Annotated in this window: 13 protein-coding genes; 8 read left to right on the top strand and 5 right to left on the bottom strand. The window is 72.1% G+C overall.

The window, feature by feature from the left end; genetic code table 11:
• Positions 1-2: 2 nt before the first annotated feature.
• The 5 genes from WMF45_RS27770 to WMF45_RS27750 all read left to right on the top strand — a co-directional run bounded on the left by WMF45_RS27770 (position 3) and on the right by WMF45_RS27750 (position 6757).
• Positions 3-2675 (top strand): DUF2169 domain-containing protein, encoded by a 2673-nt coding sequence (locus WMF45_RS27770; protein ID WP_437707536.1) that lies wholly within the window; start codon positions 3-5, stop codon positions 2673-2675.
• The gene (locus WMF45_RS27765; RefSeq protein ID WP_437707534.1) at positions 2672-3745 is read left to right on the top strand and encodes a pentapeptide repeat-containing protein; all 1074 of its coding nucleotides are present in this window, start codon (positions 2672-2674) and stop codon (positions 3743-3745) included. Before WMF45_RS27770 ends, WMF45_RS27765 begins: the two co-directional genes overlap by 4 nt.
• Before the next feature lie 177 nt (positions 3746-3922).
• Complete coding sequence (locus WMF45_RS27760) at positions 3923-4648, top strand: DUF3540 domain-containing protein (RefSeq protein ID WP_437707532.1); 726 nt, start codon at positions 3923-3925, stop codon at positions 4646-4648.
• Positions 4649-4700: 52 nt separating this feature from the next.
• A complete protein-coding gene (locus WMF45_RS27755) occupies positions 4701-5093 on the top strand; it encodes a DUF4150 domain-containing protein (RefSeq protein WP_437707530.1) in 393 nt (130 codons plus the stop codon).
• Positions 5090-6757, top strand: coding sequence for a hypothetical protein (locus WMF45_RS27750; RefSeq protein ID WP_437707528.1), 1668 nt, complete (start codon positions 5090-5092; stop codon positions 6755-6757). The genes WMF45_RS27755 and WMF45_RS27750 overlap by 4 nt, the downstream gene beginning before the upstream one ends.
• Before the next feature lie 201 nt (positions 6758-6958).
• On the opposite strand, the gene WMF45_RS27745 is transcribed toward WMF45_RS27750, so the two are convergent.
• Both WMF45_RS27745 and WMF45_RS27740 read right to left on the bottom strand, forming a co-directional pair.
• Complete coding sequence (locus WMF45_RS27745; RefSeq protein WP_437707526.1) at positions 6959-7663, bottom strand: CTP synthase C-terminal region-related (seleno)protein; 705 nt, start codon at positions 7661-7663, stop codon at positions 6959-6961.
• Positions 7664-7670: 7 nt separating this feature from the next.
• The gene (locus tag WMF45_RS27740) at positions 7671-8267 is read right to left on the bottom strand and encodes a hypothetical protein (RefSeq protein WP_437707525.1); all 597 of its coding nucleotides are present in this window, start codon (positions 8265-8267) and stop codon (positions 7671-7673) included.
• Positions 8268-8567: 300 nt separating this feature from the next.
• On the opposite strand from WMF45_RS27740, the gene WMF45_RS27735 reads away from it, so the two are divergent.
• Positions 8568-9488 (top strand): transposase, encoded by a 921-nt coding sequence (locus WMF45_RS27735; protein ID WP_437707523.1) that lies wholly within the window; start codon positions 8568-8570, stop codon positions 9486-9488.
• 415 nt (positions 9489-9903) lie between these two features.
• Here the strand turns inward: WMF45_RS27735 and WMF45_RS27730 are convergent, their stop codons facing one another.
• Positions 9904-11229 (bottom strand): DUF6688 family protein, encoded by a 1326-nt coding sequence (locus WMF45_RS27730; RefSeq protein ID WP_437707521.1) that lies wholly within the window; start codon positions 11227-11229, stop codon positions 9904-9906.
• Positions 11230-12298: 1069 nt separating this feature from the next.
• Here WMF45_RS27730 and WMF45_RS27725 point away from each other — a divergent pair.
• Entirely contained in the window at positions 12299-12574 is a 276-nt protein-coding gene (locus WMF45_RS27725) for a hypothetical protein (protein ID WP_437707519.1), read from the top strand.
• A gap of 132 nt (positions 12575-12706) precedes the next feature.
• Here WMF45_RS27725 and WMF45_RS27720 read toward each other — a convergent pair whose 3' ends face one another.
• The gene (locus WMF45_RS27720) at positions 12707-14551 is read right to left on the bottom strand and encodes a hypothetical protein (RefSeq protein ID WP_437707517.1); all 1845 of its coding nucleotides are present in this window, start codon (positions 14549-14551) and stop codon (positions 12707-12709) included.
• Positions 14552-15037: 486 nt separating this feature from the next.
• On the opposite strand from WMF45_RS27720, the gene WMF45_RS27715 reads away from it, so the two are divergent.
• The gene (locus WMF45_RS27715) at positions 15038-15649 is read left to right on the top strand and encodes a hypothetical protein (protein WP_437707515.1); all 612 of its coding nucleotides are present in this window, start codon (positions 15038-15040) and stop codon (positions 15647-15649) included.
• Positions 15650-15772: 123 nt separating this feature from the next.
• Here WMF45_RS27715 and WMF45_RS27710 read toward each other — a convergent pair whose 3' ends face one another.
• Positions 15773-16612, bottom strand: a complete 840-nt coding sequence (locus WMF45_RS27710; protein ID WP_437707513.1) for an ABC transporter ATP-binding protein — start codon at positions 16610-16612, stop codon at positions 15773-15775.
• Between the last annotated feature and the right edge of the window lies 1 nt (position 16613).

The raw sequence follows: 16613 nt of genomic DNA, 5'->3' as shown, positions 1-16613 counted from the left end.
GGATGCGAGTCGTCAAACCCCTCAAGGTCCCGGCGCTCACGCGCGTCGTCGAGGTCGCGCGGCGCCTCAGGTTCCACGTGGGCGCCATGATGGCGTTCCCCCTCGACGCGCCGCGCGCGCTCGTCGATGAGATGTCGTTCTGGCAGGCCGCGACGGCGGCGCTCGGGAGCCTCCCGCTCGACGACGGCATCACGAAGGCGCGCGGCGAGCTGCTCGTCGCGGGCCGGTGCTACGCCCCGGAGGGCCGCCGCGTCGGCGCGTCGTTCGTCCGCGCGCGGCTCGGCTCCGTCGACAAGCGCCTGGCCGTGCTGGGCGACCGGTACTGGAGCGGCCACGGCTTCACGGAGCCGGAGCCGTTCTCGGAGATGCCCATCGACTGGGCGCGCGCGCTCGGCGGGCCGAAGGACGCGGCGAACCCCTACGGGAAGGGGATCGAGGAGATCGAGCGCGGCGGGCAGCGCGTCCGGCCGCTGCCGAACGTGGAGCACTACGGCGCGCTGATCCGCTCGCCCGGCGACCGGCCAGGCCCGGCGTCCTTCCTCGCGATGGACGTGACGTTCGGCCAGCGCCGCGCTCGCGCGGGGACATACGGCGCGGACTACGCCGAGAAGTGGGCGCCCGGCCTGCCGCCCGACGTCGATCCCGCCTTCTTCAACGTCGCGCCGAGCGATCAATGGATCGCCGAGCCGCTCCGCGGCGACGAGGCGTTCCTCGTGGAGAACATGCACCCGACGCGCCCGCGCATCGAGGGCGCGCTCCCCGGCCTCGCCGCGCGCGTGCTCGTCACCCGCCGCGACGCGAGCGGGGAGGCGTTCCTGGAGCTGCCCGTCCGCTGCGACACGGTGTGGCTCTTCCCCTCGGCCAACCTCGGCGTCGTGATCTTCCACGGCTCGATGCCCGTGGCGGACGACGACGCCGGGGAGATCGTCGACCTCGTCGTCGCCTGCGAGGAGATCGGCCGCCCCCGGCCGATCGAGCACTACCGCGAGGCGCTCGCCCGGCGGATCGACAAGGACCGGGGCTCGATCGCGTCCCTCAGCGACAGCGATCTCATGCCGCCGCGCGAGTCGGGCGTCGCCGCGAACGTCGCCGGCATCGAGATGGTGCAGTGGCTCAAGAGCGAGAACCTCGCCATGCAGAACCTGCGGCGCGGCGCGGAGCGGGAGCGCGAGCGCCGCCGCGAGGAGCTGCTCGCGGACGGCATCGACCCGGCGCGATTCGGCCTCGACGCGCCGCTGCCGGAAGAGGAAGCGCCTCCGCCGGTCGACGATCTCGACGCGCTGGTGACGTACCTCGACGCGGCGTCGCGGAAGATGGAGGAGGAGAAGGAGAGGGCCGAGCGCCTGAAGAAGGAGGCCGAGGAGCGCCTGAAGGCGCAGGCCGCGGAGATGGACGTGTCCGAGGAGGCGCTCCGGCGCGGCCAGACCGGGGAGGAGCCGCCGGGAGGCCCGCCGCGCTTCTCGGCCAAGGCGCAGCTCCAGCAGTACGCGGAGCTGGCCGAGGCGGGGCGCCTCGGCGGCGTGCCGAACCTCGAGCTGGAGGCGATGCTCGCGGATCCAGGCTTCCCCGAGCAGCTGCTCCGCCTGGAGCAAGCGGCGCGCGAGGGCTACCGCGGCTCGGCGCACCTGAGGTCCGCGGCCCTGCCGATGACCGCCGAGGCCTCGGAGATGGCGCGCGTCGTCGTCGACGCGGCGCGCGAGGCGGGCGAGCCGCTCGACGAGCGCGATCTGACCGGCGCGGACTTCCGCGGGGTCGACCTGCGGGGGATGCGCTTCGCGCGCGCGTTCCTCGAGGGGGCCGACCTGCGCGGCTGCGACCTCTCGGGCGCGGTGCTCGAGGGCGCGGTGCTCGCGAAGGCCGACCTCACGGGCGCGAACCTCACGGGCGCGCGGCTCCGGGGCGCGAACCTGGGCAAGGCGAACCTCGAGGGCGCGGTGTTCGACGACGCCGATCTGACCGAGGCCGTCCTGATGGGCGCGAGGCTCGCCGGGGCGAGCCTGAAGCGGGCGAAGCTCGAGCGCGCCGACGCCCTCCAGGTGAGCTGGGGCGGCGTGGATCTCTCGGGCGCGGATCTCTCGCTCTGCTCGTTCCTCCAGACGAGCTTCGCCGGGGCGAACCTCGCCGGGGCGAACCTCGAGCGGGCGATGCTGCTCGAGTGCTCGCTCGACGGCACGGACTTCTCGGGCGCTCGGCTGCACAAGACGTCGCTGATGAGCTGCACCGGCGCGAAGGCGCGCTTCGCGGGGGCGCGCTTCTCCGAGGGGGTCGCGGTCCACAAGAGCGGCCTGCCGGAGGCCGACTTCCGCGACGCCGTGCTCGACAAGACCTGCTTCCGGACGACGGACCTGCGCGGCGCGCGCTTCGATCGAGCCCAGATGACGATGACCGATCTCTCCGAGGCGGACGCGACGGGCGCGACCTTCGACCGCGCCGTCATGAAGAACGCCCTCTTGATCCGGACGAACCTCGACGGCGCGTCGCTCCGCGGGTGCAACCTGACGGAGGCGATCCTCTCGAAATCGCGCCTGGCGGGGGCCGACTTCACGGGCGCGCAGCTCTGCCGGGCCGATTTCAGCCGCGCGCACGGCGACAACCGGACGACGTTCGCCGAGGCGAGCGTCGAGTTCACCCGGTTCGACCGGCAGGCGGCGCCGGCTCCTGGAGGCGCGACATGAACCGCGACGAGGTGCTCGACAGGGTCCGCCACGGGGACCCGATCCAGGCCGTGGACATCTCCGGGCTCGACCTGACGGGCGCGGATCTCTCGGGCGCGGTGTTCGACCGGGTCCGGATGCCGCGCGTGATGCGGGGCGCGCTCGTCAAGGAGTCGACGTTCTCGGAGTGCGATCTGTCGGGCGTGGACGCGGCGGGCGTGGACCTGCACCTGACGACGTTCTTCCGGAGCCGCCTCGACGGGGCGACGCTCTCGGGGGCGAGGCTCATCGGCGTGACCTTCGTCGAGTCGAGCTTCGAGGGCGCGGTGCTGTCGGGCGCGGAGGCGCCCATCGCCAGCTGGACGACGTGCTCGCTGGAGGGCGCCTCGTTCGAGGGGGCGAACCTCGACCGGGCGAACCTCGTCGAGGTCAAGGCCGGCGGCGCGAACTTCTCTCGCGCGAACCTCGAGAAGGCGACGTTGTACAAGCTCGACCTGCGCACCGCGCTGCTCGACGGCGCGAACCTGACGCTCACGACGCTGGTCGAGGCGGCGCTGGGCGCGCGGGCGTTCCAGGGAACAAAGCTGTTCCGCACGCAGTTCATGCGCGGCAGCGTCGCTGGATCGAGCTTCGCGGGCTGCGACGCGACGCAGTGCAACTTCACCGGGGTCGACGTGTCCGACTGCGATTTCTCCGATGCGGTCCTGACGCAGGCGCTCTTCGTCGAGGCGAGCGCGGCGAAGGCGCGGTTTCCTCGGGCGAAGCTGCAGAACTCCATCTTCGAGCGGGCCGCGCTCGCCGAGGCCGACTTCTCGGGGGCGGAGCTCGTCGAGGCGTACCTCGCCTTCGCGTCGTGCGCCGGCGCGCGCTTCGTCGGCGCGAAGCTCGCGTACGCGGACTTCTCGCACTGCGACCTCTCGGGCGCGGACTTCACGCAGGCAGCGATGTTCCGCACCAAGCTGCACCGCGCTCGCCGCGACGGGGCGAAGGTGCCGGCGGGCGGGGGCTGGCTCGGCGACGACGAGAAGCTCGCCGCGATCGAGGACTGGAAGCCGCGCCGCGGCGGCGAGCGCGATGGGCAGCGCGCGTGACCGTGCCTGCTGCGCGCGCCGTGCGGAACCACGAGACCGAGACCGAGACCGCGAGCTGTGAGACCTGGGGCGAGGCCGCGTTCCACGAAATTCATTGATTTTTGCCGTGAAATCGTTGAAACTAGCGTTGCGGCGCGCACGTCCTGACCGGGCGGATCCAGGCCGAGGAGACCCGAGATGCAGAGCATGGCGGCCCGCGAGCCCCTGACGGTGGCACACGACGACAGCGCGCAGGACGACCTCCTGGCCGCGGTGGATCTGCCCGCGATCGAGCGCTCGCCCTCGCCGCGACGCGTGCCGTCGCTGGAGACGGGCGTCGTCCGGGGCACGGCGTCGGGGCTCGTTGTCGAGCTCGGCGGCGGGCCGGTCGCGGCGCGGCGCGCGAAGAGCTGCCTCGTCGCGCCCGACGCGGGGGATCGGGTGCTCTGCGCGGTGGAGGGCGAGCAGGTCTTCGTCCTCGCGGTGCTGGAGGGCGAGGCGGGCGCGACGACGCGGATCGTCGCCGAGGGCGATCTGAAGGTGCAGGCGACGGGGCGGCTCGGGCTCGGCGCCGGCGATCAGATCGAGATCGCCGCCGCCAGGGAGGTCGGGCTGTTCGCGGGCAAGCTGCAGGTCCGCGCGCAGGCGGCGGCGGCGGCGATCGAGGAGATCGGGCTCGTCGGCCGGTCGCTCGAGGCGCACTTCCAGAAGGCCGTCGTCGTCGCCGAGCGCATGGAGGCGCGCGCGGACCGGCTCGTCCAGCGCGCGAAGCAGGCGTTTCGCTTCGTCGAGGCGCTCGAGCAGGTGCGCGCGGGCGTCTTCGATCTCCGCGCGGAGGGCCTCGCGGCGGTGCGTGGGGAGAACACGATCGTCGCCGCGCGGACGCTCGCGAAGCTCGACGGCGAGCAGGTCAAGATCGGCTGAAGGGGCGCGCCGCGCGAGGGCGCGGGCGCCAGCAACGACGAGGGGTGAAGCGATGCTCGCGAAGACGACCGCAGGGGGGATGTGCCTGGCGTTCCCGGACGTGTGCCTGACCCCGACGCCGGCCCCGGTGCCGATCCCGTACCCGAACATCTCGCTCCATCCGATGAGCGTGCTCTTCGTGCCGAACGTGCTCGTCACCTGCGCGCCGGCGCACAACCTGCTGACGGTCGCGCCGCTCACGATGGGGGACAACCCGGGCGTCGCGCTCGGCGTCGCGTCCGGGATGGTGATGGGCCCGTCGCGCAACGTGACCGCGGCCTTCACGGTGATCGTCGGCTGCGCGCCCATGACGCGCCTGACGAGCATCTCGATCCAGAACAGCACGAACGCGCCCGGCATGGCGATCGTGCCGAGCGTCACCACCGTCCTCGTGCTCGCGCCGTGAGGGTCGCGAGCAAGGGGTCCGCCACGGATTCAGGGACGGCGCCGGAGAAGAGCACGCTGACCGAGGCGCTCGCGAAGCTCGACGCGGCGATGCGCAGGCCGTCGGGCAGCAGCGTCGATCCGGATCGGCGCCGCGTGGCGGCCCGGATCGCGGATCTCGTTCGATGCGAGGACGACGAGCTCACGGCGTTCGCCAGGCGGCACCTGCCCGACCGCGCGGCGGACGAGACGGCGCTGCGCGCCGCGCGAGAGATGCTCCTGGCGATCGGCCGCGTCCTCGGTCCGGAGGGCGAGAGCGCCGAGGCGCTTGTCGTGCTGAAGGACGTGCACAGGGCGCTCGACGAGCGGCTGGCGGAGGCGAGGCGGGCGGCGGCGCAGCGCGCGGCGGATGAGGCGGCGGCGAAGCGCGCGGCGGAGGAGGCCGCGGCGACGACGGGCGCGCCGGCGCTGGTCGAGGCGCAGGGGCCGCTGTCTCGCCTGGGCGGAGGGCTGCCCTTCGTGCAGCCGACCGCGGCGAAGCATGAAGCGGAGGAGGTCACCGCGACGACGAGTGCGCCGGCGCTGGTCGAGGCGCAGGGGCCGCTGTCTCGCCTGGGCGGGGGGCTGCCCTTCGTGCCGGCGGCGGCGCCAATGCCCGCGCCGATGGCGGCGCCGGCGGCGGTGCCCGCGCCGGCGCCGCTCGGTGTGCCCGCGCCAGCGCCGCTCGGTGTGCCCGCGCCGCTCGCAGTACCCCCGCCGGCACCGATGGCAGTACCTGTGGCCGCGCCCGCACCTGTGGCCGCGCCCGCACCTGTGGCCGCGCCCGCACCTGTGGCCGCACCCGAGCCCGCCCCGGCGCCTGCGTCCACACCCGCACCCCAATCCGTCACCCAGCCCGCGATCGTGCCTGTTCCCGCGCCTACGTCGGTTCCTCGGACGGACCCGCCGGTGAGCGGCGCGGAGTCGAAGCCTCTGAGCAAGACGCTCCCCGATACGCCGCGGGTCGTCGACTCCGCGCTGCCCTTCATCCCGGTGGCCTCCGAAGAGCGCCCTCGGCCGTCCGTGGCTCGTTTCGACTCGGCGCTGCCGTTTCAGCCCGTCGCCAACCCCGATGGACAGCCGGTGCGCGAGCCTGGTCCGGCGCCCGCGCACCACTCCCCAGCGGTGCCGCTCCACGACGAGCGTCATTCCGTCGCGGCCACGCCGAGCGCGCAGGCCGCTGCCACGGCGAGCCCGCTACCGGTCGCTGCGCCGAGTGCGCAGGCCGCTGCCACGGCGAGCCCGCTGCCGGTCGCCGCGTCGAGCGTGCCGCCGGTCGCCACGCCGAGCGCGCCGCTGGTCGCCACACCGAGCGCGCTGCCGGTCGCCGCGTCGGGCGCGCTGCCGGCCGCCACGCCGAGTGTCCCGCCCGCCTCCACGCCGGCCCCCGCGAGCGTGAGCGACCCGCTCAGCGCGCGCCCGCCACCCTCGCTCACGCTCAACCAGTACGCCGGGCTCGTTGTCGCGTGCGAGCTGTACCCCGCCTACGTGGAGAGCACGAACGCACGCTACGGGGTGCCGACCCCCGCGGCGCGCGCCGCCCTCGACGCCTTCTGGGCAGGCCGCTTCGCAGCAGATCCCGCGCTTGCCCAGCGCTGGCCCGAACTCTGCGAGGCCGCGCGCAGGTACTTCCTGCAATCGCGCTGAACGCCGGCGTCGCACGCGCCGGCGCCGCACGCGCAGCGCCTCGCAGGAACACCTCGTGGAGCAGCAGACGCACCGGAACGCTGAAGCCGGCCGAGGTTCGAAACCCACAAGGCGCCGGACGCCAGGAAGAGATCCAGAGCTCGGCGTCGTCGACGCTCTGGCGGATCCTTCCTTCGTTGAACGGTGCGCCCGCGCCGGCGTTCAGCCGGCGGCGCTCGAGCAGGCTCGAATGAGCTCGGCCACGAGCGGCGGCAGCCGACCGGCGAGCGCGGCGCGCTCCGGCTGGAACAGCGTGGCGACGAAGAACGGATGGCCGTCGAGCTCCACGGCGCGCACGTCGCCGGCGTCGTCCTCGGCGCCGATGCGCAGCGGGCCCGAGACCAGCGCGGCCTGGAACTCCGGGTTCAGGCCGTAGCGGCACCGATATCCTTCCGTGGCCTCAGGGCAGCCATACGCCCGCGCGATGCGGGTTCCGGCGTTGAAGCGAATCGTGCCGGTGGCCTCCACCAGCGAGCACGCAAGCGGCGCGATCACCGCGCGCTTCGCCTCCGGCGCGGTCTCCGCGTGCTCGGCGTCCGACCAGCCCAGCACATGGCGCGCGTACTCGACGACCGCGTGCTGGAAGCCACCGCAGGTGCCGAGGAACGGGCGCCGCTGCTCGCGGGCGAAGCGGATCGCGCGCAGCGCGCCATCCATGCTCCTGTACGGGCTCGCCGGAACGCACCACAGGGCGTCGTAACGAGCCACCCGCGAGGCGTCGGTCACCTCCTCGGTCGGCACCCATTCCAATGAGAGCGGCGCGGACAGCGCCTCTCCCGCCAGTCGCAGCGCCACCGGGATGGCCCGGTGGGCCGTCACGGCGTCGTCGCGGTCACCGATGAGCCCAACATGAAGCATCGGCTGCATCGTAGCCTCAACGCCGCCAGGTGCACGGCGGCGCGACCGTCACCTCGGTGACCGTCGAGACGCCCGCCCAGTCGTCGGGGACGAACCCGTAGAACGTGCTGCCCGATTTCGATGTGGCGACGAACTCGATATCCCCGAGCAGCTTTGCTGTTCCGGAGACGGGCTGGCGATCGCCGAACCAGCCGAGGGGATAGAAGCTGGTCTGCACGTTCGCCGAGCCGCTCACGTTGAACCCGCGCGCCTGGATGCCCGAGCCGCGTTGCCCGACCAGGCTGAGCGCGCCGACACGGCCGCCGGAGATCACGCCGTTGACGATGGTCGCATGATCCTCGACGCGGACGTCGCCGCTCACCTCTCCGCCGAGGATGGTCGCGTAGGGACCGACGTAGACGCTCGACGGCGTGCCCTCGGGCGCGCAGCCGCCGCCGTTCGCGTGCCTTGTCGTGCCCCGCGGACACGCATCGAGCTGACCGTCCTGAAACCCGGCGGGCCACGCTCCATCGAGCTCCACCATGTACGGATAGCGATAGATCGACGGGTATGCTGGCCCGTCCGAGGGCTTCGTCCAGACCAGCTTCTGGTATTCGGTCGGCGTCGCGACCACGACCAAGTTGGTGAGACCCGACCCAGGTTGGACCCATCCAGATCCGACCCCACCCACCCAGACCTGACCCAGGTTGAGACCTGCTGCCAGGTTGGACCCATCCACAGACCACAGATCGATCCAGGTTGAGACCTGACCCAGGTTGAGACCTGACCGCACCCAAATCTCAACTTAGGTCGGGTTGTGTTGTGCATGGCGGCCGCCACCCCTGGCGCAGCAATCGCCACCTGTGGTGCGTGGCAAGTGCTTGAAATTATTGACTACAATCTTTGGCACAGCGTTTGTTGATATGGACGGGCCATGAGCCACCCCCGCGAGATCTCGCCCGGCGCTACCTACATGATCACCCGTCGCGTCTTGCGCCGGCACCTGCTCTTGCGCCCCGACGCAGCCATCACCCAGCTCTTAGTCTACGCCCTCGGGGTATCAGCCAATCGCTTCGGGATCGAGGTACACGCGTTCTGCGCGATGTCAACGCATCTGCACCTGGTCGTGACGGACGTGAATGGCGTCCTGCCGCGCTTCTTGCAGTTCTTTCATCGCATTGTGGCGCTCGGGACCAAGGTGCTTCGCGCGTGGGAAGGACCGGTATGGGACCACGAAGCCACGAGCGTTGTTCGCCTCCTCACGCGCGCTGCCGTCGTGGAGAAGATCGCCTACGTGCTCGCGAACCCTGTCGCTGCTGGCCTCGTCCGGCATGCGCGTGAGTGGCCGGGAGCTAAAGTCGATGTGAGAGAGCTCGGCTGCGGCGTGCTGCGTGCGGCGCGTCCTGTGGCGTATCTTGACCCGGAAAATCCACAGTGGCCCGAGGAAGTGATGCTGCCTCTCGCGCTGCCACCGGCGGTCGAGCAGGACGGAATCGATGACTTTCGACACCTGGTCGCCGCCGCGCTCAAGGAACAGGAGGCGCAGGCCCATGCGGCGCTGCAGCAGCAAGGGCGTCGCTTTCTTGGTGCTGATCGAGTCAGCAAGATCTCCCCGTACGAGCGTGTTACGAGCGCCGAGGCGCTGGGCGAACGCAATCCGACCTTTGCGGTTGGCCGGGAGCAGGGTGATGCATGGCGAATCGCTGGCGCAGCGGTGCGGGCGTTTCGTGCGTCGTACCGCGCGGCGCTTGAGTGGTGGCGCGCCGGGGTACGCAACGTGGTGTTCCCGGCGGGAACCTGGTGGATGCGCACGTTCCACGGCGCCAGCGTGACGGACCTCAAACTCCTGGTGTAGATACCGCGTGGCGCTGTTCACAGCGATGCGAGAAGCGCGGGAGCGGCTTCGACGCGTTGTTGTCGTGTTGTGGAGAACGTCCGTTTGAAGAAGCCAGAGCCGGCGGGCGGAGCGTTTGTCTGGCGCAGCGCGTACGCCTGGGAACGGGGGATGCCGGGGCGAGTGCGAATGCGGCGATTGAATCGGTGACTTTAGACAGGCTCTGACTGACGGGCCGGATGGTTATGGGTCGATAGGTGAGCCGAATTGATTGGATCAAGCCGAGTCAATCCATGAATTGGGGGGTGCGCAGTCCCGGTGCCCTGCAACGCGGGTCAAGTTTCATCTTGCGTACGCTTTCGTGCGATGGCTCAACCTGGATTGCGATGGCTCAACCTGGGTCGGTCGAGTAGTGGGCCGGGCCGCTGGGGCGCTCTCACCTGTACATACGGTCGATCCGCTCTTCGGGGGCGCGCGGGTCGAGCAGCAGGAGCGTCAGGTAGAACGCCCACTCCAGCGGCTTCATCGCGAGATAGACGAGATCTGCAGCCCAAGCGGCGCCGATGTATCGGCTCACGGGCAGCCCCATCCGGTCGTAGAACTGGCGCGCCGCGCGGCCGAAGCGCGGCCAGCGCTCGTGCAGCAGATCCTCGAAGGCGTTGGCGATGGCGAGCTGGCGATTGACGAGGATCGGCGTGCCGCCCCGTCGTCCGAGCCGGATCGGGCGCACAAGCCAGGCGTGGCCGCGCGCTGCGACGGTGCACAAGTAGTGGCAATCGCCGGGCAGCTTCACGATCGGGAGCTGCGACAGTGTGTACCCGCATGTGCGGGTGAAGACCTGGAGGGCGGCCGCCGGATGTCCCAGCCAGGCCGCGTGCAGGACGGCGTGAACCCCGAGCAGCAGCGGGGAAGCCGCGAGGGCGCGCCACAACGTGGGTCGGTGAATCGCGGGCGGCGGCGGGAGCGGGACTTGCGGCGGCCCCGCGCGATAGGCGGGATCGGCAGCGGCCAACGGAGCAGGCGCGCCGGCCTCGACGCCCCGCCTCAAGAGGCGAGCGCGCAGCTCGGCGTAATAGAAGACGACAGTGAACACCGGCGCGACGCACGGCAGGAGCAGCGGCGGCACGAGCAGGCCGGCCGCGACCCAGGGGCCGAAGTGCACCGCCAGCAGGACGTGGAGCGCAATTCCGACGAGCAGCGCTGCATGGACGACGAGCTCTGCAGGGCCAGGCAGCGCTTCTTTCCGGCGCCGTGACACGACATAGGCGAGCGCGGTGAGGGCGTGCAGCGCGATCAGGCCGTGGACTTCGGGCTCGGCGAGCGGCCGGAACGCCGTGGTGCCGGCGTCGCACGCCGAGACAGTGCACGTCCCGGGGGCATCATGGCTGTACGCCAGGCCCCAGGCGGGCAGGAGGAGCAGCGTGAGCACCTCGGCCGCCACCTGGAAGGGGGCGCGCCCCCGGCGCCGTATCGCGCGGTATGTCCATACGGTCAGGCCGATCCAACCGGCCAGCCCGAGCGCTCCGACGGCGAAGATCGCGGCATCGAGTCGGACCAGCTGCCCCGCGCCGAAGAGCAGCGCCGCGAGCGCCGGAACGCCGTAGCCGGTGGCGACCAACGCGGCGAGGGCGCCGTCTGTCAGCGAGAAAGGCTGCTCGGTCGGTGGCTGCTGCGGTCCGGTCGGTGGCTGCTGCGGTCCGGTCGGTGGCTGCTGCGGTCCGGTCGGTGACTGCTGTGGCTCGGTCGGTGGCTGCTGCGGCATGCGTCCACCATGCTAACGGCTCCAGTCCCAGGAGATCCATCCTGCGAGGTGGAGCGCGCGTCCTTCACGGGCCGCGTCGCACGTTGGAGAGTGAGCCGTGCTTGCTGCTCCCGCAGGGAACCCCTGTCGTGGCGAACGGAGGCTGATAGGATCCATGGGATCTGGCATGAGCCCGGACCGAAAGCGCCGTCCGCGCCCCCCGACCTCGCCCGAAGGGCGACCGCTCTGGCGGCGGGCGCACGCGATCGCCGAGGATCTCTTTATGTCGGCCATGAGCGACGAGGAGCAGGTGAGGCTCGCGCGCATCGTGCTCAGGTCCGGCTCTCGAGAGGCGATCAACCGTATCTTCGAGTACTTCCAGCGACGCCAGGCCGAGACCCGGTGGGGAAGAGACAACCCCCTGCACGAGATCGCCGGGGCGATGCGCGTCCAGGCGATCAAGGCGCTCAGGGGCCCGCCCGGGCAACACAGCGGGAATCACAGGAGCGCGCTCCTCGTCCTGTGGGTAGCCGGTCGCCCAGGCGATGCTCCGCTCCTCGTGTCGCTTCTGGCAGCGCAGGACCCGGACGGCCTGGATAGCGACATCTTGCCGGTGCTCCGGCACGTCATCTCGGGCTACGAACGCAACGATCCCCACGTCATCGCCTCGATCCAGCGGTTCATCGAGCGGTCGGCGTCGCTGCGGGACCTCCACGCCGCGTCGCTCGTCCTCCGCGAGTACCGCCGAGTCGGCGCTCCAGCGTGCCCTCGCCGCTCCGGATCCGTGGCGGCGCGCCCCCGTGATGGCGGCCCTCGTCGTCAGGAATCCGGGGCAGCACCGGCGCGCCGGCGAGGCGTTGCTGGCCGCGCTGATGCTGGAAGCGCGGGCGGCGGAGGCCTCGGACAAGGATTCGGTCCAGAGGGCGCTCGACGGGGCCAGGAAAGTGTTCGAGTCCGGGGAGGAGGCCCGACTGCCGCCGGTTCCCGCGGCGCGGATCGAGGAGCTCGACCGCATGCCCGACGAGGACTGCGCTGCGTTCCTCGACAGGCTTGGACGGGAGTTCACCGTGGATCAGGCGCACCTGCTCCCGTGCATCCGGACCGCGTCCCTGGCCCGGAAAAAGCGCTGCTCCGCGCCCTCGGGGCCGTGGCGACCGGCGGCCTGCGCGGCTGTCTCTACGACGGCGCGGTGTGGAGCGCGGCGCTGTCCCTGCCGTGTGAGATCGCCCGGAGGTTGGCGATCGAAGGGATCGAGCATGCCGCCGTCCTGCGCGGGCCGGCGATCGAGCTGCTGAACGAGGCTGCGAGGCGCGAGAGCAGCGAGGAGCTTCGTCGGCGGATGGTCCGGCTTCTCCGGGACCGCTGACCCAGGCGACGGCGGCGGGGGCTTCTACGGCTATCGCCAACGATCGCCCGTGACGTGGTTGGGTCCCGCGACGGCCCATGGCCCGTGACGTGGTTGGGTCCCGCCACGTGGTTGGGTCCCGCGGACGCGGCGCTAGCGCCCCGCTGGGCCGAACAAGCGCCCCTCGGTCGGAGGCGTCGGTCCGGTGGGCGTCTCCGGCACGAGCTCGCCGCCGTGGGTCAGCACGTGCCAGCGCGCATCCCGCGCCTCGGGCGGCGGGGGCCCCAGCCTTCCCTTGACGTCCGGCGCAGGATTTGGACGCACGCGGAACCGCACCTGCCCGTCCCGCATCTCCATCAGCGTCAGGTCCTGATAGACCTCCACGTCGCGCGCCAAGGTGAGCGACGGCTGCCCCGGGCGATCCAGCGTCACATCGAGGCGCCTGCCGGCCGAGGCCGCGGGCGAGCTCGCGAGTAGCGCCGCGCCGCCGGGAGCGGGAAGCGCCGCGACACCGTCCGGCGCCGTGATCCGGCGCCACGCTTGCGGTGCGCCGAGCGGCAGCGGGCTTCGCACGAGCGCCTGCTGCGGCTCGCGCTGCTGGGCGCTTGCGGGCGGTGTCGGTTCGAGCAGGAGCAGCGTGCCATCCGGCGCCGCGGCGATCCACTGGAGGGCCTCGGCCGGGGTCGCCTGGCTCCCCTCCGCGTGCCACGGACCTTGCGCGCCCCGCATGAAGAGGACGGCGCCCCCGCTGCCTCCGCGGCAGATCAGCACGCCGATGCCGGCCGCGTTGTGCAGCGCGACCGGCTGCGGGCACCCCTCGGGCGCCGCGACGGGCATCACGGTGCTCGCGATGTGGTCGACGACCGCGAACGTCGGTGGCCGCGTGAGGTGCGCGGCGCAGTCGCTGCCGGGCGGTCGCGCGCTCGTCGGTCCGCAGATCCCGTCGCCGAACGTCGCGATCCGTGTGCGCGTCGGCTGTGGCAGCGGCGTGGCGCTTTCGAGCAGGCAGAGCGCGCCTCTGCACGAGACGCCAGCCGCGCCCATGAGTCCGATACCGCCCACGACGCCCCCGTCGTCGGTTTTGCACGGCGGTTCCCGCCCGACCGCGGTGTCGCCGCGCCGGGGCGGCTCGGGCGCTGGCGGAACGACGGACGAGCGGAACCAGCCGGCCTCGATGGCGCGGATCGTGGGGGAGAGGTGCAGCGCGATGCCCAACGTGGGTCGGGCGTATAAGGACGTGGTGTACAAGGACGCAGCAGCGATCCTGGCCCACGCTTGGCCGTCGCGGCTCAGCACGGCGGGGCAGCTCGCATTGCCGTTCCAGATCCAGGATCCTGCGCGCTCGATCGAGCGCGGCTGGAACGCAGATCGCTTCCAGGTCTGCCCGCGATCCAGCGAGAGGAACGTGTCGGGCGCCGCCGGCTGCTGGCCGCGCGCCGGCGCCTGGACCACGGCCGCGAGCACGCCGTCGGGTCGCACGAGCACCGCGCGCACCGCCTTGCCGGGCGCGACCACGGCCGAGGTGAAGCTGCGGCCCTCGTCGGCGGAGACGCTGACGCGCTCTCCCGCCGCGGCCGCGATGAGGGCGCCGGCGGCGTCCCAGGCCGTCGCGCCAGGCACGCTGCCGCGCGGCTCGAAGCCGTCCGCCCTCAGCGCATCGCGGACGCCGGCGGCGCGGTGGAGCGTGCCCTCCGGCGTGGCCGCATAGAGCGCGTCGATCCGCGGGCCGGCGACGCCAACCCAGGTGAGGCGTGCGGGCAGCTTCAGGGGACCGACGACGCCGAGCTTCTCGTCGACCGCGAAGGCTCCGCCCGCGGGGTCGGCGCCGCCTCCTTTCGCTGCGAAAATCGCGACGCGCTCGCCGAGGGCGATCTCGGTGTGCTCGCGGAACGGGTCCCGACCGGCCCTCGTCCGCTCCTGCTCTCCGAGGGGCGGCTCGACCCAGGTTGCGGGCGGGATGGCGGCGATCGGCAATGTCAGCGGGGCCGAGGGATCCACGGCCGGCGTGTCCGCGGCGCGCGCGGGCGCCTCCAGCGGGCGGGCGGGATGGCGACCGAGGTCGGCGCGAGCGCCGCGGGGGCCGACCCGGCGGCGGGACCACACGAAGCGGCGAGGAGCGGGAGGGGGAGGAGCGCGAGCCGCGAAGCCACCATGCAGGAAGGGTCTCCTGGTCCACCGTGCTACCAGCCTCCCGATGGGAATCACCAGGGGGAGCGCTCGCGGTGCTCCGCGCTGGCCATCGCCTCGGCCATCTGCTGACCTGGACCCATGCGCACTCCGCGACGGCCGAGCCCCGTGAGCCCATGCGGCGGACGAGCCGCAGGCGGCGCCCGCTCCTCGCCACGGTTCGCCGACGTTCGGCGCGCAGGCGACGTGACGGGCGCGTGGGCTCCACGGACCGCAATGGAGCGAAGGCGCTTTGCCCTCCTCGTCGCGGCGGCGTGCGTCGCGGCGTGCACGCCAGAGCGCTCGTCTGGAGCGCCTATGCAGACGTCGCTCCCCGTCCAATCATCGATCTCCGCCCCGCGACCCTCCGCGACGCCGCCGTCGGCGCCCGAGCCGAGCGCGACCGCCGACGTGTCGTCGTGCACGCCGCACGACCGACCCACGAAGCTCTACTGGACCGAGGGGTGCTGCACGCCGGTCGTCGCCAGGGACGTGGTTGCATGCCTCTCGGAGGCCGAGCGCGCGGCCGTAGGTTACGTGTCGGCCGAGCTCGTGAGCCACTGCGATTGGGCCGAGCTGCCGAGCGACGGCGCGAGAGGTCACCTGGACTGCCCCTATACCTCGGCCCTGGGCCTTGGCTATCAGTGCGAGGACAAACACCGAGAGTTCCTGCGCCGCTGGTTTCAGGAGGATACGCCGAGCAGGTGTTCGCAGAAGCCGGATACAGCCTATCAGCAGGAAATCCTCGTCGAGCTCACGTTCTCCACCGTCGACGCGCGCACGACGGTCGACTACGAGGCTGCCGGCACGACGGGGCCTGGCGGCAAGTCCTGGGGTTGGACCGAGACGCTCGTGTTCGAGCCCCAGGGAGCCGAGCGAATGAAGCTCGTGCGCCGGACGGCCAAGGGAAACCGGCCGAAGGCACACTGACCTTTCAATCCGCGTCGACGCGGCTGCCCCGCCATTCAGGCTGCACGATTGCCCGACGTCCGGAAATAGCTCGAAGGTGCGAATGCTCCTTCGGTGCCAGCGGCGCCGGAGCGAGGGATCCAGTCAATGGCGAGCAACCTCGAGGCCGGTGGGGGCCAGGAGGGTCGCGGGATGCCTGCAGACGTCCTCGCGCGAGGCGCGCCGTGACAGCCCTGCTTCTTCCGGGGATCTCCTGAAGATCGCGTCGAGGAGCACACCGGCCAGGCGGCCGACCTCCGGGAACTCCCTGGCCCGGGGGCGCGGCAGATCGACCGCGACGCTCTCCACGATGCGCCCCTCGTCGAACACCAGCACGCGATCTCCGAGCAGGACCGCCTCCTCCACGTCGTGCGTCACCAGGACGGCCGTGAAGCGGCGCTGCGCCCACAGCGACTCGACAAGGCGTTGCGCCCCGATCCGCGTCAGGGCGTCGAGCGCGCCGAACGGCTCGTCGAGCAGCAGCACCTTCGGGTCGTGGACGAGCGCGCGCGCGAGGGCGACCCGCTGCCGCTGACCTCCCGAGAGCACGCCCGGGTAGTCGTTCAGCCGATCTCCGAGCCCGACCCGGTCGAGCACGTCGCGCGCGCGCGCGTCGCGCCCTCTCGGACCGCCGATGCACGTGTTCTCCAGCACCGTGCGCCAGGGCAGCAGCCGGGGCTCCTGGAAGACGACGCGCACCGCCTCGCGCGCCGCGACCTCCCTCGAGGCCAGGACGCGCGCCGCGCCGCGCGTCGGCTGCTCGAGGCCGCACAGGACGCGGAGCAGCGTGCTCTTGCCCGAGCCGCTCCGCCCGACGATCGTCACGAACTCGCCAGGGCGGATGTCGAGCTCGATGCCCGAGAGCGCGAGCCGGTCACCGTACCGCTTGTCGACCTGCTCCAGCACGACGCGCGCGCCGGCGGTCTGATCGCCCGAACCGCTCATT

It is taken from the genome of Sorangium sp. So ce448 (genome assembly GCF_051520915.1).
GTDB classification, from domain to species: Bacteria; Myxococcota_A; Polyangia; order Polyangiales; family Polyangiaceae; genus Sorangium; species Sorangium cellulosum_B.
The sequence above is the reverse complement of the archived record's forward strand: the minus strand, read 5'-3'. Positions and strand labels throughout refer to the sequence as shown.

Bases quoted from the DNA above. Each gene is read 5' to 3' on its own strand.
- WMF45_RS27770 (WP_437707536.1), top strand. From the start codon at position 3: ATGCGAGTCGTCAAACCCCTCAAGGTCCCGGCGCTCACGCGCGTCGTC.
- WMF45_RS27765 (WP_437707534.1), top strand. From the start codon at position 2,672: ATGAACCGCGACGAGGTGCTCGACAGGGTCCGCCACGGGGACCCGATC.
- WMF45_RS27760 (WP_437707532.1), top strand. From the start codon at position 3,923: ATGCAGAGCATGGCGGCCCGCGAGCCCCTGACGGTGGCACACGACGAC.
- WMF45_RS27755 (WP_437707530.1), top strand. From the start codon at position 4,701: ATGCTCGCGAAGACGACCGCAGGGGGGATGTGCCTGGCGTTCCCGGAC.
- WMF45_RS27745 (WP_437707526.1), bottom strand. From the start codon at position 7,663: ATGCAGCCGATGCTTCATGTTGGGCTCATCGGTGACCGCGACGACGCC.
- WMF45_RS27735 (WP_437707523.1), top strand. From the start codon at position 8,568: ATGAGCCACCCCCGCGAGATCTCGCCCGGCGCTACCTACATGATCACC.
- WMF45_RS27730 (WP_437707521.1), bottom strand. From the start codon at position 11,229: ATGCCGCAGCAGCCACCGACCGAGCCACAGCAGTCACCGACCGGACCG.
- WMF45_RS27715 (WP_437707515.1), top strand. From the start codon at position 15,038: ATGCAGACGTCGCTCCCCGTCCAATCATCGATCTCCGCCCCGCGACCC.
- WMF45_RS27710 (WP_437707513.1), bottom strand. From the start codon at position 16,612: ATGAGCGGTTCGGGCGATCAGACCGCCGGCGCGCGCGTCGTGCTGGAG.